Genomic DNA, 20,201 nt, shown 5'->3' with positions numbered 1-20,201 from the left:
GCGTTGTGGTCTGCCTACATAGCTTGTCTCACGAACACGACCGGGCGCGGGTTCTTGATTTCGCCCAGTCCTCCGAGCGTCGCGCGCCATTGCGCCTGCTCCTTCAACGCCAAAGGTGAGATGCGCCTGAAACCGGCTGAAGGCTTGTCGCCTTGCGCGTCAGTTGCCCGAAATCATGTCCAGCGTATTCGCTTACGTCAATGCAACGGCCCGCCGAACAGCTGACCGCACAATATCTTGCCCGCATCGGACAAACACGCCGTGCCGGTGCCCGTCTCGTCGAAAGTCGTCTCGACGATCCCGCCGTCCGAGAGCGCGGTCAACTGGCGTCTGAGCGCGCTCATCGGCAGGCCGGACTGCTTCGAAAGCTTCGCGAGCGACCACGCGGCGCCCGGCGTCTCTTCTTCCGCGCGCCACAGTTGCGCAAGCACGGCGGCGAGCGCGGGATCGATTGCACCGTCTGCGGCATCGGCATCGTTCATAAAAGTCCCTCGTTCAGGTCATTTTTCCGGCCAGCTCTCCGAGCGTGCGCAACGCGCCTTCCGTCTGCGACGTCCACGGATAGCTGTAGTTCAGCCGGATGAAGTGGCGAAAATCGTTCTTCGTCGAAAACATGTAGCCGGGGCCGATCGTGATGCCATGCGCGAGCGCGGCCTGATAAAGCTGCATCGAATCGACGCTCGGCGGCAGTTCCACCCACAGCACATATCCGCCCTGCGGCGACGACACCCGCGTCCCCGCCGGAAAGAAGCGCTGCACCATCGCGCTCATGATGCGCGCCTGCTGCCGGTACGCCTTTCTCACCTGCCGCAGATGCCGGTCGTAGCCGTCCTGCCGCAGATAGTCCGCGACGGCGACCTGCGGCACCGAAGGCGTCGTGAGCGTGTTGAGGAACTTGAGCTTCTCGACCTGCGCGCGATAGCGTCCGGGCATCGCCCAGCCGATCCGGTACGACGCCGTAAGGCTCTTCGAAAACGATGCGCAGTGCAAAACAAGCCCTTTGGTATCGAAATTCTTGAGCGTCGACGGACGCGTCTCGCCGAAATACAACTCGTGATAGACGTCGTTCTCGATCACGGGAATTTCGTGCGCCGCGAGCAGCGCGACCAGTTGCCGTTTCTTCGCGTCGGGCATCTGGAAGCCGAGCGGATTCTGGAAGTTCGGCATCACCATGCAGGCCGCGACCGGCTGCGTCGCAACGATCTGCGCGAGGACGTCGAGGTCGATGCCGTCCGCCGGATGGGTCGGCACTTCGATCGCGCGCATGCCGAGCCGCTCGATCGCGTGGAGCATCGCGTAGTAGGTCGGCGATTCGACCGCGACCGTGTCGCCCGGCTTCGCGACCGCCTGCAGGCTCAGGTTGATCGCCTCGGTCGCGCCGACCGTGATGATGATCTCGTCGGGATCGACCGGCACGCCGTTCTCCGCGTAGCGGCGCGCGATCTGGCGAATCAGCTCGGGATTGCCGGGCGGCAGGTCGTCGATCAGGTTCCAGCTCGCATGGCGCCGCGCGATGGCGTTCGCGTACTGGTTGATGCGGCGCCACGGAAAGAGCGTCGGGTCCGGATACGGTGAGCCGAGCGGCACGGCGTCGTTCGCGCGGATGCTGCGCAACGTCGACAGCACGAGCCGGCTCACATCCACTTCCGAGGCCACGGTGAGCACCGGCGCCTGCTTAGACGCCGCCTGCGCCGGCGCCGCTTCCCGCACGAAATAACCCGACTGCGGCCGCGTCTCGACCACGCCGCGGCTTTCGAGCAGCGCATACGCATGCAGCACGGTCTTGATGCTGACGCCGTGCTGCTGGCTCGCGTGCCGCACCGACGCGATCCGCTCGCCGGGCGCGAACACGCCGCGCCGCACGGCCTGCTCGATTTCGTCGGCGAGTTTTTCGTAGAGCTTCAAATGACAGCTTTCGAGTCCAGTTGAGGAAGTCTATGACAATTCGCCGCAACTGTATCCCTTGACTTTGCCGTTTTCTGTGCGCCGTCGCGTTTTCGGAACACAGTACGCTTAAGTCTATCGGCAAAACCGCCTTGAATCGACCCGCCCAGTCATGAAAAAATCCGAAGCCCGCATCGAACCGTACACGCACCCCGCCGCCGGCTGGGGCGCGCTGAAATACGTCGCGATCAATCTCATCAAGGAAAAGGTGACGGGCGGCAACTACCGCACGCTGCTTTCGCAGAACCAGCCAAACGGCTTCGACTGCCCGGGCTGCGCGTGGCCGGATCGCGAGCACGCGTCGACGTTCGAATTCTGCGAGAACGGCGTGAAGGCCGTCGCCGCCGAAGCGACCAGCAAGCGCGTGACGCCGGCGTTCTTCGCGCAGCACACGGTCGCGCAACTGATGGCGCAATCGGATTTCGAACTGGAGCAGCACGGCCGCCTGACCGATCCGCTCGTCTACGATGCCGCGCTCGACCGCTACGTGCCGATCGCCTGGGACGACGCCTTCGCGCTGATCGCCCGCCATCTGAACGCGCTCGACGACCCGGACCGCGCCGCCTTCTACACCTCGGGCCGCGCGAGCAACGAGGCCGCGTTCCTGTACCAGTTGTTCGTGCGCCTGTACGGCACCAACAATTTCCCCGACTGCTCGAACATGTGCCACGAAGCGACGAGCCGCGGCCTGCCGCATACGGTCGGCATCGGCAAGGGAACGGTCACGCTCGACGACTTCGAGCACGCCGACACCCTGCTCCTCTTCGGCCAGAATCCCGCGACCAACCATCCGCGCATGCTCGGCGAACTGCGCGAGTGCGCGAAGCGCGGCGCCACGATCGTGTCGATCAATCCGCTGAAGGAGCGCGGGCTGGAACGCTTCGCGAGCCCGCAACATCCGGTCGAGATGCTCACGATGGGCAGCACGAAAATCAGTTCGGTCTTCATCCGGCCGAAGCTCGGCGGCGACTTCGCGCTCATCAAGGGCGTCGCGAAGCGCGTGATCGAACTGGACGACGCGGCGCTCGCAAATGGCGGGGAGCGCGTGCTGGATGTCGATTTCATCGCCGCGCATACGGTCGGCTTCGAGGACTTCGCCGCCGACCTGCGTGCCGAAAGCTGGGAGGCGATCGTCGCGGAATCGGGCGTGCCGATGGAGGACGTGCTCCAACTCGCCGACATCTACGCGAAGGGACGCGCCGTCATCGCGACGTGGGGCATGGGCCTCACGCAACACAAGAACTCGGTGCCGACGGTGCAGATCCTGTCGAACCTGATGATGATGCGCGGCAATATCGGCCGGCGCGGCGCGGGACTGTGCCCGGTGCGCGGCCACTCGAACGTGCAGGGCGACCGCACCGTGGGCATCGAGGAACAGCCGACGCAGGAATTCCTCGACCGCCTCGGCGCGGCTTACGATTTCGAGCCGCCGCGCGAACACGGGCTCGACGTCGTGAACACGATCCAGGCGATGCTCGATGGGCGCGTGAAGGTGTTCATCGGCCTCGGCGGGAATTTCTCGATCGCGACACCCGACACGCCGCGTACATGGCAGGCGATGCGCGCGTGCGACCTGACCGTGCACATCACGACGAAGCTGAACCGCAGCCATCTCGTGCACGGCGGCGACGCGCTGATCCTGCCGACGCTCGGGCGCACCGAGATCGACATGCAGAACGGCGTGGCTCAAGGTGTGAGCGTCGAAGATTCGATGAGCATGGTGCACATCTCATATGGCATGAACAAGCCGGCGTCGCCGAATCTGCTTTCGGAGATCGCGATCGTCGCGCGGATGGCCGCGGCGACGCTCGGCAGCGGCAAGGTCGACTGGCTCGCGCATGCGAACGATTACGCGCTGATCCGCGACGGCATCGCGAAGGTGATCGACGGCTTCGAGGACTACAACGCGCGGCTCGGCCATCCGGGCGGCTTTCATCTGGGCGTGGCGTCGCGCGAGCGCATCTGGAAAACGCCGAGCGGCAAGGCGCAGTTCCTCGTGCACGCGATCGCCTTCGACACGCCGATTCACCGCGCCCGCCAGCGACACGGCGAGCGCCTGATGACGCTGATGACGACACGCTCGCACGACCAGTACAACACAACCATCTATGGCCTCGACGACCGCTACCGCGGCGTGTACGGGCAACGGCGCGTGCTGTTCGCGAATCGCGAGGATATCGACATGCTCGGGTTCGAGCCGGGCGAACGGGTCGACATCACGAGCGTCTGGGACGACGGGGTCGCGCGGCGCGTGGATGGCTTCCTGCTCGTCGAGTACGACATTCCGCGCGGCTGTCTTGGCGCCTACTATCCGGAGACGAATCCGCTGGTGCCGCTGGAATCCGTCGCCGATGGCGCCGGGACGCCGACGTCCAAATCCATTCCCGTGCTGCTGAGGGCCTCCGAGCAGGTCATGGCGGCTTGAGCGCGCGCGGGGCACCGTAATGCCGCCGCGACGGTTCGGTAAATTAAGGAAGTATTCTGCTCACCTAGGGATTTTCCTGAACGCTTTTGCTGGATTCAGGGCGTTACGAAGGTGCATCGGCGTGCTATCGTCAGGCGGTCAAGGCGCGAGGGGACGATGATGGACGATGCTTATCAACACCTCGATCGGTACGATCGCACGCAACTGCTGTGCTGGCTCGCGTGCGGATCCCTTGCTGCGTACTATCTGGATGGCACGTGGCCCGAGAGTGACTTTCATGTCGAAGCTGCGCGCAAATGGCTGCACCGCCATCGGCGCCACGGCGACTGGCTGGCTACGGCGCAGCTCACGTTCGCGGCACGACGGATCGCGCAGGTGCATCAGGGGATCGTCGACCGCGAGTGGGTCGGCGACGCCGTCAACGACCTCTTCACCGAACACGATCTGAACTACGACTGCGAGCTCGTCAAGGTGATCTACGACGATTGCCGGCGTGCGATCGCCATCGATCCGCATGCGGAGTGAGTGTTCGCCTGGAAGCATGCCGAGCGTGCGGCGCATCGCGGCCCGGCAACCCGGGTCCCGCTAGGCGCCCTCCGCTGCTCCTGAATCGTTTCGCACGATTTTCCCCGCCCGCTTTCGCGCGGCGCGGATCGCTTCGTGCTTCGCTCCATGTTTGCCCATTCCGGACATGACAAAAGGAGAGCGAGGATGGACCTCATCGACAGGCTGTTCGGAACCGGCCGGGACCTCGACGCCCTGCAAATGGGCTCACGCGCAGTGGTCGTCTTCGTGACGGCGCTCGTCTTCATGCGCATATCCGGGCGGCGCTCGTTCGGGCAGCGCTCGGCTTTCGACTATGTCATCACGATTCTCCTCGGCGCGACGCTCTCGCGGGTGATCGTCGGTGCGTCTCCCGCGCTGCCTACGATCGCCGCCTCGCTGGTTCTCGTGCTGCTGCATCGTGTGCTGGCGTGGGCCTGCGTTCACTCGCGGTGGCTTGAAAAGCTGATCGGCGGCACGCCGCGCGTACTCTATCGCGACGGACGCTTCGATCATGAACAGATGTCCGCGGCACTGATCGCCGAAACCGACGTGCTCGAAAGCGCGCGGCGCCAGCTCGGCTCACTCGATCTCTCGCGCGTCGAGATGGTGTTCCTCGAACGCAATGGCGAGATCAGCCTGATCCGGCGCGAAGCCGGCAATCATTGAAGCGCGTCAATCGACGGAGCACACACGCAAATGAAAGAGATCGCCATTGACAGACTGCGGCCTACACAAGCCTCGCATGGTCGCATCGAGGTCGAGAAGAAAACGCGCGATTTTGCCGGCCTGTCGGGTCGAAGTCTCCAGATGGCGATTGCCGAGAAGCCGATCCCGGTCGTGCTCGGACCCGGCGGCGACGCGTTCGCCATCGATCATCACCATGTCGCGGCGGCGTTGTGGGCGGCGGCCATCAAGAAGGCGCCGGTGGTGCTCGTCGCGGACCTTTCCTCGCTCGATGAATCGCAATTCTGGCTCACGCTGGAAAATCGGAGCTGGACCTGGCCTTATGACGCGCAGGGGCGGCGCATCGCGTTCGGGGCGATGCCGCGACACGTGTACGAACTGGAAGACGATCCCTACCGGAGTCTGGCAGGCCTTGTGCGCGAAGCCGGGGGCTACGAGAAAACGACTGTGCCGCTGGAGGAGTTCCGCTGGGCGGACCTGTTTCGGGCCAAGATGGCCGCGCCGCCGGCGATCGAAGCCGATTTCGACGCCGCCTTGCAGCGTGGCGTCGACATAGCGAGGAGCAAGCTGGCGATTGGCATGCCCGGTTTTCTCGGAGAGAAGTCGAGCGCGTAGCTGCCGGGTACGTCGCTTGCTGCCGGCTCACGGACCGATGGAGGAGCCAAATGACCGACAAGCCTCAAACCTTGACGCTGCTGAGTACCGGCGAGTGCATCACCCGCGACGAGTTTCGAGCCTGCTTCATGAAGCGGTTCCACGACCCCGCATGTCGCGGTGAAAAACAGGTCCTGATGGAACTCGAGACCAAAGTGTGGCACGACTACACGCAGATTGCCCAACCGCTCGCGACGGTGCTCGGCAGGGCTTAGTCGCCGAAGAGGTCGGCAGTCGGGGATTGCGTCGGCTCCGCCGCCGGCAAAACGCCTTCCCGCACCTGCGCCAGAACGGCGGGCGGCAGCCAGATCTCTTCAATCGCGCCAATCCCTTTCTCGATCAACTGTTGCAAGAAAAAAGACTGCTTGCGTCCGGTCGTCTCGGCCAAGAGTCTCAGCCTTTGCTCGATTTCCGGATCGACTCGCACGGCAACCACTTTCAGCTTGTTTGTGGCATTCCTTCTCACCCTTGCTCCTTTTACATTTTTCCGCTTCGGACACCGACGTGGGACGCGATACTACCAGCCCTTAGCCAGTCGTTCATAAGAAGCAGTCGGTCAGGACTTTTTGACGGTCGAAAGTCCGGGCGAGTCCTCCGACAAAAACGAAAAAAGCGGCCCCTGGGGGCCGCTCTTGTCGGTTGCCGACTGTGACCGCTTACAGCGGCTGAATGGTCGCTGCCTGCTTTCCCTTCGGTCCCTGCTTGATCTCGAAGCTTACTTTCTGGTTTTCCTGCAGCGATTTGAAGCCGCTGCCCTGGATTTCGGAAAAATGCGCAAACAGATCTTCTCCGCCGCCATCCGGCGTAATAAAGCCAAATCCCTTTGCGTCATTGAACCACTTCACCGTACCTGTTGCCATTCTCGCTATGCCTCATCAAATAACAAATCACGCCAAATAAGTTTTTACGACTGCGCCCGCATGGGAATCATCGTGCTTACGTTTTAGCACGCCGACGCCCGCTTTCTCAATGGGCAATTTCACTGAATCAGATGACTAATACGATTGTCGGGCGACAAAATCACTTGACTGCGGCAAGTTCTTCCTCCACTGCATCGCCTGCCACCGGCACGACGCCGGACGGTCCCATCGCCCGAGGCTGAAGCAGCAGCGCAACGAGTCCGGTCCATCCGGTCTGATGCGACGCCCCCACTCCGCGTCCGTTGTCGCCATGAAAATACTCATGAAACAGCACGAGATCGCGCGATCTCGGGTCGGCCTGAAGCAGCGGATACGCGGCCATCACGGGCCGTTCGCCGTTTTTGTCGAGGAGAAACAGCGTCGTCACGCGGCGTGCAAGCTCGTCCGCGATTTCGGAAAGCGACAAACAGTGTCCCGAACCCGTCGGATATTCGACGCGAAACTCGTCGCCGTAATAACGATGAAACTCGTACAGCGATTCGATCAGCAGATAATTGACCGGCATCCACACCGGCCCGCGCCAGTTCGAATTGCCGCCGAACACCCGCGAATTTGATTCCGCCGGCAAATACCGCACGCAAAAGCTGTCGCCGTTGTGATGAAACACGAACGGCTCGTCGCGATGCACGCGCGACAGCGCCCGCACGCCATGATCGGAAAGGAACTCGGATTCGTCGAGCATGCGCTTGAGGAGCGCCTTCATCCGGTGGCCGCGCAATAGCGACAGCAGCAGGCTATTGCCCTTGCCCGGTTCGTTCCAGCGCGACACGAGCCGCGCCAGATCCGGCCGATGTTCGAGGAACCACACGAGCCTGTCCCGCAGACCGGGCAAATCGCCGTGGACGCTCTGCTCCAGCACGTGCACGGCGAAGAGCGGAATCAGTCCGACGATCGAGCGGATGCGCATCGGCACGTTGGTGCCGTCGGGCAGACGCAGCTTGTCGTAGAAGAATTCGTCGGGGGTGTCCCAGAGCCCCGTGTCGCAGCCGTCCTCGCAACTCACGGCCTCCGCGATATACAGGAAGTGCTCGAAGAACTTCACCGCGATGTCGACGAACACGTGATTCGCGTACGCCAGTTCCAGCGCGATGCGCATCAGGTCGAGCGCATATGCGGCCATCCAAGCGGTCCCGTCGGCCTGGTCGATATGGCCGCCGGTGGGCAGCGCAGACGAGCGGTCGAAGATGCCCACGTTGTCCAGCCCGAGAAAGCCGCCCTGGAAAATGTTGTGGCCGTCGGCGTCCTTGCGGTTCACCCACCACGAAAAATTCAGCAGCAGCTTGTGAAACACGAGTTCGAGAAAGTCGCGATCGCCCTTGCCGGTGATCGCGCGGTCGATCTCATAGACGCGCCACGTCGCCCACGCGTGCACCGGCGGATTCGCGTCGCCGAAAGCCCATTCGTAGGCTGGCAACTGGCCGTTTGGATGCTGGTAGCGGTCCTTCACGAGCAGCAGCAACTGACGCTTGGCGAACGCCGGATCGATCAGCGCGAAGGCCGCCGCGTGAAACGCGAGATCCCACGACGCGTACCACGGGTATTCCCACTTGTCCGGCATCGAGACGATGTCCGCATTGCACAGGTGCCGCCAGTCGGCATTCCGGCCGTGCCGGCGGCCCTTCGGCGGCTTCGGCTGCGCGGGGTCGCCGTCCATCCAGCGCGTGACGTCGAACTGGTAATACTGCTTCGACCACAGCATGCCCGCGAGCGCCTGCCGCTGCACGAGGCGCGCATCGGCGCTCTCGATATCGCCTTGCAGCGCGGCGTAGAACGCGTCGGCCTCGGCGATGCGGCGCGCAAACAGCGCGTCGATGTCGAGCGGCACGACGTCCGGCGCCGACTCGGGCCGCCAGCGCATCGTCACGACCGCGCGGCCGTGCGCTTCCAGCTCCAGATGCACGTGGGGCGCCGCGCGCGTGCCCGACGCGCGGCTGACCGCCTGTTCATCGCGATGCACGATGTAATCGTTGAAGCCGTCCTTGAACGGGCCGGGACCGTCCATGTCGAACATGCGCCTGACGTTGGTTTCGTTCTCGCAGAAGAGCCAGTCGAGCTTCGCGCCCCGCGCCGATGCGGTGACGACCATCGGCTCATGCCCGTCATGGCGGGCGACGACGTGCGGCTCGCCCGCGTTCGTCGCGAGCGTGAGCGACGGCTTCTTCTGCGCCGGTTTCCACGACCACGTGTTGCGCGCCCAGAACAACAGCAGGACGTCGAGCGCGGCCGCGTCCGATGCACGATTCTCAACGGTCACGCGCATCACGATGTCATCGGCGGTGTGTTTCGCGTACTCCACTTGCACGTCGAAGTAGCGGTTGTCGTCGAACACGCCGGTATCGAGGACTTCGTACTCCGGCCGGTCCGGACCGCGCGCGCCATTCTCGCGGACGAGGTCGTCATACGGATACGCGGCCTGCGGGTACTTGTACAGCATGCGCATATAGGAATGCGTGGGCGTGCCGTCGAGGTAGAAATACAGTTCCTTCACGTCCTCGCCGTGATTGCCCTGCTCGTTCGTGAGGCCGAAGAGGCGCTCCTTGAGGATCGGATCGCGGCCGTTCCAGAGCGCGAGCGAGACGCACCAGCTGAGCTTGTCGTCGCCGAAACCGGCGATGCCGTCCTCGCCCCAGCGGTATGCCCGGCTGCGCGCGTGATCATGCGGGAAATAGTCCCAGGCGGTGCCGTTTTCGCTGTAATCCTCGCGCACGGTGCCCCACTGGCGCTCGCTCAGATACGGGCCCCAGCGCTGCCAGCGGCCGCATTCGGAAGAATGGAGCCGGGCTCCCTCGATGGTCTCGAGCACATTGGTGGCGCGCAGGGGCGGCATGACCTTCTCCTCTTCTCTGAACGGTCGGCATTTCGTTCGACACTTCGCCGCCGGCGAAACGCCCCACAATTTAGCGCGTTTGGCGAATGCTGTGTTCGGCTGGCGGTGAAGCGAAGCCTATCGATGCGGCCGCCGGGTCCGCAACTCGGCCAAACGGCCAACGATGAAAAAATCGCTGGACAGGCAAAAGCTCGGTATTGCTAACATCGATCCATCGATTGAGCGACAGGTGGATGGTGATGTCCGGAACAGGAAGGATCGCGGAGTGTGTTGAACGCAGTGTGCGCGTGGCAGGCGCATCAGCCGCCGTGCTCGCCGAGCAGCGTTTCGATGCGCAGCAATTCGCCGAGCGACCACGCCTGACAGGGCGTTCCGCCGGGCGCATGCGGTGCGTCGCCGTCGGCCACTTCGCAGATGTGGTCGAGCCCGCCATGCTCCAAATGCGCGTAAAGTGGCGCGAGGAAGCGCTCGCGCACGCCTTCCACGCCACGCAGGCGCACCCACGCCTGAATGAACGGCCCGATCAGCCACGGCCACACGGTGCCCTGGTGATACGCCGAGTCGCGTTCGAAAATGCCGCCTGCGTAGGTCCCGCGATACGCCGGATCGGAAGGCGCGAGCGTGCGCAGGCCGAGCGGCGTCAGCAGGTGCGCCTCGACCTGCGAGAGCACCGCCTCGGCCGTCGCGTCCTCCACGAGCGCAAACGGCAGCCCGCCAGCAGCGAAGATCTGGTTCGGCCGGATGGAGCGGTCGATTGTGCCCGGCACGTGACCGACGTCGACGAGATCGAACAGCGCGCCTGTCGATGCATCGACGAAGCGTTGCAGGAAAGCGCGGCGCGCACGCGCTTCGGCTTCGGACCAGCGCGGGTTCCACTCGGCCGCGATGTGCAGCGCGTTGATCCACAACGCCTGCACTTCCACCGGCTTGCCGATGCGTGGCGTGACCACGAAGTCGCCGACTTTCGCGTCCATCCATGTCAACTGGACGCCCGGCACGCCGGCGCGAACGAGGCCGTCTTCGTCGACGGCTATGCCGAACCGCGTGCCTTGCGAGTAGCCTTCGAGAATCGCGTCGATGGCGCGCTGCAACCGGCTTCTCGTCGCCACGAGCGCGTGGCCGGTCGCGAGATAGTCGTGCGCTGCAACAACAAACCAGAGCGAGGCGTCAACGGCGTTGTACTCGGGTATGCCGCCGCGATCGGGAAAACGGTTCGGCAGCATGCCCTCGGACAGCATGTCGGCCCATTCCAGAAGGATCGACTCGGCGTATTGAAGCCGCCCCTGCGCGATCAGCAAGCCGCGCATCGCGATGAACGTGTCGCGACCCCAGTCGGTAAACCACGGAAAGCCCGCGAGGATGGTGTGCCCGTCACGACGCGCGATCACATAGGCGTCGGCGGAACGCTGCAGGCGCGAGCCGAGCGCCGTGCGGCGCTGCTGTTCGATGGCGGCGAGCGCGGCGGCGCGCTCGTGAGCGGGTATCGGCGCCGCCGACGAATCCGCGCCCGCGCTGAGGATCATCACCGCTTCATGGCGCGCGGAATCGAAGGAAAACACGCCCGGTGCGGCGAGGTCTTCGATGAAATCGAGACCGCGCTCGCGTTCGCGCGCGTAGCAGAAATTGCGATACCAGTCGGGCGCGCGCACGTAAACGCCGTTCGTCGCGACGACGATTGCCGGCAAGTCGCCATAGGGCTGCCAGCTCACGCGCTCGCCGTCGATATGCGCAGAAAAATCCAGCGCAGGATTCTCGTGATGCAGCGCGTGATAGTCGCGGCCCGAGAGCAGCGGACGCACGCTCAGCGTCGCATTGCGGGGCACGTCGGCGCCTTCGAATCGCCAGCGCAGGACCGTCTCACGGCTCTCCTTCGCGACGAACACCTCGGCGATCAGCACCGCACCCTCGCCAATGCGGTAGCGCCAGGTCGGCCACGGCGCGGTGTCGAAGGAAAGCAAATTCGCCGTTGCGTCCGGATACAGCACATCGGGCGCGTAGTGCTGCATCGTCAGCGGAACGCGGGTGCCGTCCATCTCGAGCCACGCCTCGACGCCGTTCACGAGCACGACGCGCCCCGCCGGCGGTTGCGTCGCCGTGAGCAAGAGTGCGTGATAACGGCGCGTTCGCATCGTGCCGACCGTGCCCGATGCGAAGCCTCCGAAGCCATCCGCTTCGAGCCATTCGTCTTCGAGGCGCGGCCGCTCGAAAGGCGCTTCGAGGCGCGTCACGATTCCGACTTCCGGCGAAATTCCGCGAGTCCCTTGCGCGCATCCCCGCGAATCCGGTTTTGCATGATCGAAGTCCCGCCCAGCAGCCAGCCCTTCAATCCGAGTGCCTGCCGGCTCCAGCGCCAGAGATCGAAGCTATCGGTCTGTTCGACGATCTCGCCGTCGCGGATCGCGAACTTGGAGCGAATCTCGTTCGCCACCTTGCGCCCCGTGCGGGAGAACCGGTACGTCGCGACGCTGTTCGCAGTCACCGTTTGGCCGGTCGCCTTGATGTCGCTGTATGTCAGGGAAAAGTCTTCCGCGCGCGCCAGCAGCATGCGCCACATGTCGCCCGCTTCGCGCCCATTCAGCATGCCGAACACCGGGTCTTCGAAGCGGATGTCATGCGCGTAGCACGCGGCCATCGCCTCGGCGTCGAGATTCTGAAACGCGCGATAGAAGCGCTCGATCAGTTCGGCGTTCGGATTTGCCATGTTCCTTTAGCTCGTCAGGTGAGGCTTCTGAAAACAACGCCGAAAACATCGCATGAACGGCGTCGGTCGATGACTCATGCATCGACGCGCACGTCACACGGTCATGATCGTCACCGCGTGAATCAGCAGGCCGACCGCGCCGCCCACCAGCGTGCCGTTCACCCGGATGAACTGCAGGTCGCGTCCGATGTTCAGTTCGACGTCGCGCACGAGCGTTGCGTCGTCCCACTGGCGCACGGTCGTCGCGATGTGCTTGGCGATGCCCTCGCGCAATTCCGGCGCCATCGCCTTCAGCGCGTCGCGCATGTGCTCGTTGATGGAATCGCGCAACGCGGGATCGCCGCCGAGCGCCTGCGCGAACGTCGCCGCGACGCTCACCACCTTCGCGTGCAGCGTCGAATCCGGCTTGACGAGATCGGCATGCAGCCAGGCGGTGAATTCATCCCACAGACCGTTGATGTAGGCACGCAGTTCCGGGCGTTCGAGCCACTGTCGCTTGTGTTCGTCGATGCGCGCCTTGAACGCCGGATCGGACTTGAGGCGCTCGACGAATCCTTCCACCGTGCGGTCGAACGCCTTGCGGCGCTCGTGTTCGGGATCGCTGCTGATGTCGTGCAGCCACGTATTCGCGCCGCGCACGAGGCCGGCGGCGAACTTGGCGCCCAGTTCTTCGGCGTTCAGGCCGATGAAACCGAGCGCGCCGACAAGCTTCGGGTACTCCTCCCCCGCCACCTGGACGATCTTGTCGGCGAGCATCTGCTGCACTTCGCCGCGATCGAGCCATTGCGCGAGTTCGCGCAGGCCTTCGTCGAGCAGCAGCTGATGGCGCTGGTCGGCGGTGAGCGTCGACAGCAGTCCGCCGGCCGCACCCGCCAGGTCGAACTTGTCGGCGCGACGGCGCAACGCGTCATGGAGCATCGACTTGATGCGCTCGTCGTCGATGAAACTCAGCAGCTGACTCGCGGACGCCACCGCCTTCTTGCCGAGCAACTCGGCGTTTTTCGGCTCGGCGAGCCACATCGAGAGCCGGCTCGCCGGATCGAATGCACTCACGCGATCGACGAGCGCATCGGTGCTGAGAAAGCGGTCGCGCACGAACGCGGCAAGGTTGTCCGCGACGCGCGCTTTGTTGGCGGGCAGGATGGCCGTGTGCGGGATCGGCACGCCGAGCGGGTGCCGAAACAGCGCGACGACGGCGAACCAGTCGGCGAGCGCGCCGACCATGGCGGCCTCCGCGAATGCCGCGACCCATGCCCACAGACCCGCGTCGTGCTGGCTTTTCGCGAGCGCGAACAACGCCCCCGCCGCGACGAGCAGACCCGCCGCGAACCACTTCATCCTGTTCAATGCTGCCGATTTATCCTGCGTTTCCATCTTGGTTTTGTTCTGGTCCTGATTGATCGAGGAGGCAAGCATACCGCGGGTTTGGGTTTCGCCGGCGGCTGGCCTGCCCGCCGGCGGTCAGGCCGCGTCCACTTGCGCCGGGACCCGCGCCAGAACCGGCACCAGCGCCGCGCCCGTATGACTGCGCGTGTTCCGTGCAAGCGTCTCGGGATCGGCGGCCGCGACGATCATCCCGCCGTTCACGCCGCCTTCGGGACCGAGATCGATCACCCAGTCGGCTTCCGCGATCACGTCGAGATCATGCTCGATCACCACCACGCTGTGCCCGCCGTCGACCAGCCGATGCAGCACGCGAATCAGCTTCGCGACGTCGGCCATGTGCAGCCCGACGGTCGGCTCGTCGAGCACGTAAAGCGTATGCGGCACCTTCTGCCCGCGCCGCGTCACGTCGTCGCGCACTTTCGACAGTTCCGTCACCAGCTTGATGCGCTGCGCCTCGCCGCCGGAAAGCGTCGGCGAAGGCTGCCCGAGCGTCAGATAACCCAGCCCGACGTCTTTCATCAACTGAAGCGGATGGGCGATGCTCGTCATCGAGCCGAAAAATTCGACCGCTTCGTCGATCTCCATCGTCAGCACTTCGCCGATGTTCTTGCCGCGCCACGTCACCGCGAGCGTTTCCGGATTGAAGCGCTGGCCGTGGCAGACATCGCACGGCACCTTGACGTCCGGCAGGAAACTCATCGCGATGGTGCGAACGCCCTGGCCCTCGCACGCCGGGCAACGGCCGTCGCCGGTGTTGAACGAGAAGCGCGACGGCGTGTAGCCGCGCGCGCGGGCTTCGAGCGTGTCGGCGAAGAGCTTGCGGATGGTGTCCCACATGCCGATATACGTCGCCGGACACGAGCGCGGCGTCTTGCCGATCGGCGTCTGGTCGACTTCCAGCACGCGATCGATCGACTCCCAGCCCGTCACGCCCGCGCAGCCCTGCCAGTTGTGGGCGACCTCGAACTTCGGACGCGGCGCCTCGCGCGACAGCACGCTCGCGCGGTTGCGGGCGGGCGCGTCGGCTTGCGCCACCTTGCGCGCGCGTCGCGTCGCCGGCGACGACAGCACCGAGCGGCCCACCGCGTCGAGCAGATTGGTCATCAGCACGTCGCGCGCGAGCGTCGATTTGCCGGAGCCGGAGACTCCCGTGATCGCGACGAGCCGTCCGAGCGGCAGGCTCGCCGTCACGTTGCGCAGATTGTGCAGGGTCGCGCCTTGCACCGTCAGCCACTGTTCGGGCGTCGCCGCGCGCTTCGCCGTGGCCGTGCGCACGTCGCGGCGCGGCTTGAGCGGATGCACGATCGGGTTCGCGAGAAACTGGCCGGTCAGCGATTCCTTGTGCGCCGCCAGATCGCCGACACCGCCCTGCGCCACCACCGTTCCGCCGCGCTTGCCCGCACCCGGCCCGATATCGATGATGTGATCCGCGCGGCGGATCGTGTCTTCGTCGTGCTCGACGACCACGAGCGTGTTGCCCTTGTCGCCGAGTTTCTTGAGCGCGTCGAGCAGGATCTGGTTGTCGCGCGGATGAAGGCCGATGGTCGGCTCGTCGAGCACGTAGCAGACGCCCTGCAGATTGCTGCCGAGCTGCGCCGCGAGCCGGATGCGCTGCGCTTCGCCGCCGGAAAGCGTCGGCGCGGCGCGCTCGAGGCTCAGATAGCCGAGCCCCACTTCCTCCAGAAACTGCAGCCGCCCTTCGATTTCGCTGACGACGTCGCGCGCGATGTCGGCTTCGCGGCCTTTCAGCGCAAGCTTCGACACCCACTCGCGCGTGTCGCTCACCGTCCAGCGGCCGACTTCCGTGATCGGGTAGTTGCCGAACGTCACCGCGCGCGCCACGTCGTTCAGGCGTGTGCCTTCGCAGTCCGGGCACGGCACGTCCACCACGTCGTCCGGTTCCTGCTCGACCGAACCGATGGTCTGTTCGCGGCCACGGTCGTCGCCGGCGAGGATCGTGTCGTCGTAGACGGCGCGTTGTTCGCGCGTGAGTTTCAGGCCCGTGCCGACGCAGGTGTTGCACCAGCCGTGCTTGCTGTTGTAGGAGAACATGCGCGGATCGAGTTCCGGATAGCTCGTGCCGCAGACCGGACACGCGCGCTTGGTCGAAAAGACGCGCGTTTCTTCCTTACCGCGCCGATGTCCGTTGGACAGCGCGCCGTGCAGCCCGTCGAGCGGCGCGAGCAGGTGCATCACGCCCTTGCCGACTTCGAGCGTCTCGTCGAGCAGTCTGCGCAATTCGCCTTCGCCGTCCGCCGACACGATCAGGTCGCCGACCGGCAGTTCGATCGTATGCTCGCGAAAACGGTCGAGCTTCGGCCACGGACTCACCGGCAGGAATTCGCCATCGACGCGCAAATGCGTATTGCCGCGCGCCTTCGCCCACTTCGCGATGTCGGTATAGACGCCCTTCCGGTTCACGACGAGCGGCGCCAGCAGCCCGACGTGCTGGCCCTTGTAGTCGCGCAGGATTTGCGCGGCGATCGATTCGGCGCTCTGCGCCTGAACCGGCGCGCCGTCGTGGACGCAATGCTGAATGCCGAGTTTCACGTAAAGCAGGCGCAGGAAGTGCCAGACTTCGGAGGTCGTCGCGACCGTGCTCTTGCGGCCGCCGCGCGACAAACGCTGCTCGATGGCGACGGTCGGCGGAATGCCGTAGACCGCGTCCACTTCCGGGCGGCCGGCCGGCTGCACGATCGAGCGCGCATACGCGTTCAGCGACTCCAGATAGCGCCGCTGACCTTCGTGGAACAGGATGTCGAACGCGAGCGTCGACTTGCCCGAGCCGGACACGCCCGTGATGACGTTGAACTTGCCGTGCGGAATGTCCACGTCGAGCGACTTCAGGTTGTGTTCGCGCGCATTCACGATGCGCACCACGTCCTCGCCCTGCAATGCACGGCGCGCGCTCGCCACTTCCGCCGCGAGTTGCAGCGGCACGCCCGCGCTGCGCTTTTCGGCGGCGCCCGGCGCCATCGCTTCCTCGTAGTCGAGGAGCGCGCGGCCGGTGTGCGACTGCTCGCACGAAGCGACGTCGTCCGGCGTGCCGACGCACACGACCTGCCCGCCGCCATCGCCGCCTTCGGGGCCGAGATCGACGATCCAGTCGGCGGCGCGGATCACGTCGAGGTTGTGCTCGATCACGATCAGCGAATGGCCGCGCTCCAGCAATCGACGCAGCGCCTGCATCAGCTTGGCGATATCGTCGAAATGGAGGCCGGTGGTCGGTTCGTCGAACATGAAGAGGCGTCCGTGTTTTCCGCCCTTCACTTGAGACGTTTCCGCAAGGAAGCCCGCCAGTTTCAGACGCTGCGCTTCGCCGCCCGAGAGCGTCGGCACAGGCTGGCCGAGCTTCACGTATTCCAGCCCGACATCGACGATCGGCTGAAGGACACGCAGCACTTCGGCGTCGTCGGCGAACAGCGCGACGGCTTCGCTCACTGTCACTTCCAGCACGTCCGCGACGCTTAGGCTGCGCGCGCCGCGCTCGATCTTCACTTCGAGAATTTCCGCGCGATAACGCCGGCCGTCGCAATCCGGGCAACGCAGATAGACGTCGCTCAGGAACTGCATTTCGACGTGCTCGAAGCCCGAACCGCCGCAGGTCGGGCAGCGGCCGTCGCCCGAATTGAAGCTGAACATGCTCGCGCTGTAACCGCGCTGCAACGCGAGCGGCGCTTTCGCGAACAGCTTGCGGATTTCGTCGAACGCGCCGACATAGCTCGCCGGATTCGAGCGCGCCGTGCGCCCGATCGGCGACTGGTCGACGAAGATCACGTCGCTCAGTTGATCCGCGCCCGTCAGCGAGCGGAACGCGCCGGGCGCTTCCGTCGCCTTGCCGAAATGGCGGGCGAGCGCGGGCGCGAGCACGTCCTGGATCAGCGTCGATTTGCCCGAGCCCGAAACACCCGTCACGCAGACGAGCCGCTGCAACGGAATCTCGACCGTCACGTCGCGCAGGTTGTGTTCGCTCGCGCCTTCGAGCACGAGACGCGGCGTGCTCTTGTCCACGACGCGCCGCAGCCAGTTCGACGCATGCGCGACGTGCTTGCGGCCGCCGAGATAGGCGCCCGTGAGCGTGTCGCTATGCTGGATGTCGTTCGGCGTGCCATCGTAGACGATGTCGCCGCCGCGCTCGCCGGGGCCCGGCCCCATGTCGATCAGGCGATCGGCGGCGAGCATCACGGACGGATCGTGCTCCACCACGACGAGCGTGTTGCCCGCGTCACGCAGCCGGTGCATCGCCTCGACGATGCGGTTCAGGTCGCGCGGATGCAGGCCGATGCTCGGTTCATCCAGCACGAACAGCGTGTTGACGAGCGACGTGCCGAGCGCCGTCGTCAGGTTGATGCGCTGGACCTCGCCGCCCGATAGCGTGCGGCTCTGGCGATCGAGCGTCAGATAGCCGAGTCCGACGTCGCAGAGATATTTCAGGCGCGTGCGCACCTCGGCGTGGAGCAGCTTCAGCGCTTCGTCGAGCAGCGTGCTCGGCAGCGCCAGCGAATCGAAGAAGCGGCGGATGCGCTCGATCGGCATCAGCATCAGATCGTGCAGCGTGAGGCCGGGCAGCGCTTCGAGCTGCGCGCGGGTCCAGTCGACGCCGGTCGGCAGGAAGCGGTCGGCGGGACTCAGCACGGCGTCGGCCTGCTCCTTCGTGCCGAGGCGCCACAGGAGCGCTTCGGTCTTGAGGCGCGCGCCGTCGCACGCCGGGCATTTCGTGTAGCTGCGATATTTCGACAGCAGCACGCGAATGTGCATCTTGTACGCCTTCGATTCCAGATAATCGAAAAAGCGCTGCACGCCGTACCACTGATTGCCCCACTTGCCTGTCCAGTCCGGCGAGCCCTTGATGACCCAGTCGCGTTCCTTCTGCGCGAGCTCGCTCCAGGGAATGCCGAGACGAATGCCCGCTTTCGCGCCGTAGCGGATCAAATCGTCGTGATTCTCGCGCCAGGCGGGCGTCTGAAGCGTCTTGATCGCGCCTTCCTTGAGCGTCTTGCGCTCGTCGGGAATCACGAGGCCCAGGTCCACGCCGATCACCCGGCCGAAGCCGCGGCACGTTTCGCACGCGCCGTAGGCCGAATTGAACGAGAACAGCGCGGGCTGCGGATCGGCGTAGCGGATGTCGCTTTCCGGGCTGTGCAGGCCGGTGGAAAAGCGCCAGATGTCGGGCTCGCCTTCGTCCGCGAGCACGTAGACGTTCACGCGGCCCGTCCCGCGCAAAAGCGCGCTTTCGATCGCTTCGAGCGCACGCGAGCGCTCGGTGTTGTGCAGGCGGAAACGGTCCGCGACGACGTCGAGCAACCGGCGCGGCCCGCTCTCGGTCTCGACGTGGCGCTTCGCCTGCACGCGCGTGTAGCCGCTCGCCGAGAGCCATTGCGTGACTTCGTCGTCGCTCGCGGTGTCGGGCAGCTCGACCGGAAACGTGATCGCGATGCGCGGATCGGCCGCGCGCGTGCGTTCTAGCAGCTCGGCGTAGATCGTCTCGGGCGTGTCGTGGCGCACCTGATGCGACGTCTTCCGGTCAAACAGTTCGGCCGCGCGCGCGTAGAAGAGCTTCAGATGGTCGTTGAGCTCGGTCATCGTGCCGACCGTCGAGCGCGAACTGCGCACCGGGTTGGTCTGGTCGATGGCGATGGCGGGCGGCACGCCGTCCACACGATCCACCTGCGGCCGGTCCATGCGGTCGAGAAACTGGCGCGCGTAGGCGCTGAACGTTTCGACGTAGCGGCGCTGGCCCTCGGCGTAGAGCGTGTCGAAGACGAGGCTCGACTTGCCCGAGCCGGACGGACCGGTCACGACCGTCATCTGGCCCGTATGCAGGTCGAGGTCGAGATTCTTGAGGTTGTGCTGACGGGCGCCGCGAATGCGGATTGCGTTGTTCGATGCCACTTTTGCTAACCGGTTCAATGGGTTGGAGAGCCTACGAGCCACACGCGACACGCGCTGGCCTATGCCATTTGCATGACTCTTGCCGACAAGCACGCCACTGTACACTCATACAGTGGTTGTCGCAAAAAGCACGAGTGCCCAGTTGAGCAGCAGATGCCGTTCCGCATCCTCCGGGGTCCCGCAAAAAAAATGTTTGCCGTTTGCCGGCAAACGACATAGAAT

At 64.9% G+C, this 20,201-nt stretch carries 14 protein-coding genes; 5 read left to right on the top strand and 9 right to left on the bottom strand.

Annotated features, from left to right (window positions below; genetic code table 11):
• Positions 1–197 precede the first annotated feature (197 nt).
• A complete protein-coding gene (locus QCE48_RS23380) occupies positions 198–482 on the bottom strand; it encodes a helix-turn-helix domain-containing protein (protein WP_309782527.1) in 285 nt (94 codons plus the stop codon).
• Positions 483–495: 13 nt separating this feature from the next.
• The gene (locus QCE48_RS23375) at positions 496–1,905 is read right to left on the bottom strand and encodes a PLP-dependent aminotransferase family protein (RefSeq protein ID WP_309782525.1); all 1,410 of its coding nucleotides are present in this window, start codon (positions 1,903–1,905) and stop codon (positions 496–498) included.
• Between the two features lie 151 nt (positions 1,906–2,056).
• Between QCE48_RS23375 and QCE48_RS23370 the strand changes: the two genes are divergently transcribed.
• The 5 genes from QCE48_RS23370 (at position 2,057) to QCE48_RS23350 (ending at position 6,468) form a co-directional block, all read left to right on the top strand.
• Positions 2,057–4,369 (top strand): FdhF/YdeP family oxidoreductase, encoded by a 2,313-nt coding sequence (locus QCE48_RS23370; protein WP_309782523.1) that lies wholly within the window; start codon positions 2,057–2,059, stop codon positions 4,367–4,369.
• A gap of 156 nt (positions 4,370–4,525) precedes the next feature.
• The gene (locus tag QCE48_RS23365) at positions 4,526–4,894 is read left to right on the top strand and encodes a hypothetical protein (protein ID WP_309782522.1); all 369 of its coding nucleotides are present in this window, start codon (positions 4,526–4,528) and stop codon (positions 4,892–4,894) included.
• Between the two features lie 186 nt (positions 4,895–5,080).
• On the top strand, positions 5,081–5,581 hold the full coding sequence (locus QCE48_RS23360; protein WP_309782520.1) for a YetF domain-containing protein: 501 nt from the start codon (positions 5,081–5,083) through the stop codon (positions 5,579–5,581).
• Positions 5,582–5,611: 30 nt separating this feature from the next.
• Positions 5,612–6,214 (top strand): ParB/Srx family N-terminal domain-containing protein, encoded by a 603-nt coding sequence (locus tag QCE48_RS23355; protein WP_309782518.1) that lies wholly within the window; start codon positions 5,612–5,614, stop codon positions 6,212–6,214.
• Positions 6,215–6,264: 50 nt separating this feature from the next.
• Positions 6,265–6,468 carry a hypothetical protein gene (locus QCE48_RS23350; RefSeq protein WP_116562047.1) on the top strand — a complete coding sequence of 68 codons (204 nt, stop codon included), beginning with the start codon at positions 6,265–6,267 and terminating at the stop codon, positions 6,466–6,468.
• On the opposite strand, the gene QCE48_RS23345 is transcribed toward QCE48_RS23350, so the two are convergent.
• The 7 genes from QCE48_RS23345 to uvrA all read right to left on the bottom strand — a co-directional run bounded on the left by QCE48_RS23345 (position 6,465) and on the right by uvrA (position 19,979).
• A complete protein-coding gene (locus tag QCE48_RS23345; RefSeq protein WP_309782516.1) occupies positions 6,465–6,719 on the bottom strand; it encodes a hypothetical protein in 255 nt (84 codons plus the stop codon). The two genes, QCE48_RS23350 and QCE48_RS23345, sit on opposite strands and share 4 nt — an antisense overlap.
• Positions 6,720–6,909: 190 nt before the next feature.
• Positions 6,910–7,113, bottom strand: a complete 204-nt coding sequence (locus tag QCE48_RS23340) for a cold-shock protein (RefSeq protein ID WP_087631265.1) — start codon at positions 7,111–7,113, stop codon at positions 6,910–6,912.
• Between the two features lie 160 nt (positions 7,114–7,273).
• Positions 7,274–10,000, bottom strand: coding sequence for an MGH1-like glycoside hydrolase domain-containing protein (locus tag QCE48_RS23335; protein ID WP_309782514.1), 2,727 nt, complete (start codon positions 9,998–10,000; stop codon positions 7,274–7,276).
• A gap of 299 nt (positions 10,001–10,299) precedes the next feature.
• Positions 10,300–12,228, bottom strand: coding sequence for an amylo-alpha-1,6-glucosidase (locus QCE48_RS23330; RefSeq protein WP_309782511.1), 1,929 nt, complete (start codon positions 12,226–12,228; stop codon positions 10,300–10,302).
• A complete protein-coding gene (locus QCE48_RS23325) occupies positions 12,225–12,701 on the bottom strand; it encodes a nuclear transport factor 2 family protein (protein WP_309782509.1) in 477 nt (158 codons plus the stop codon). The genes QCE48_RS23330 and QCE48_RS23325 overlap by 4 nt, the downstream gene beginning before the upstream one ends.
• A 93-nt stretch (positions 12,702–12,794) precedes the next feature.
• Positions 12,795–14,039: a DUF445 domain-containing protein gene (locus QCE48_RS23320; protein ID WP_309794367.1), complete on the bottom strand. Its 1,245-nt coding sequence runs from the start codon at positions 14,037–14,039 to the stop codon at positions 12,795–12,797.
• 123 nt (positions 14,040–14,162) lie between these two features.
• Positions 14,163–19,979, bottom strand: a complete 5,817-nt coding sequence (gene uvrA, locus QCE48_RS23315) for an excinuclease ABC subunit UvrA (RefSeq protein ID WP_309782505.1) — start codon at positions 19,977–19,979, stop codon at positions 14,163–14,165.
• Between the last annotated feature and the right edge of the window lie 222 nt (positions 19,980–20,201).

The organism is Caballeronia sp. LZ024 (assembly GCF_031451455.1).
Classification (GTDB): Bacteria; Pseudomonadota; Gammaproteobacteria; order Burkholderiales; family Burkholderiaceae; genus Caballeronia; species Caballeronia telluris.
The sequence above is the reverse complement of the archived record's forward strand: the minus strand, read 5'-3'. Positions and strand labels throughout refer to the sequence as shown.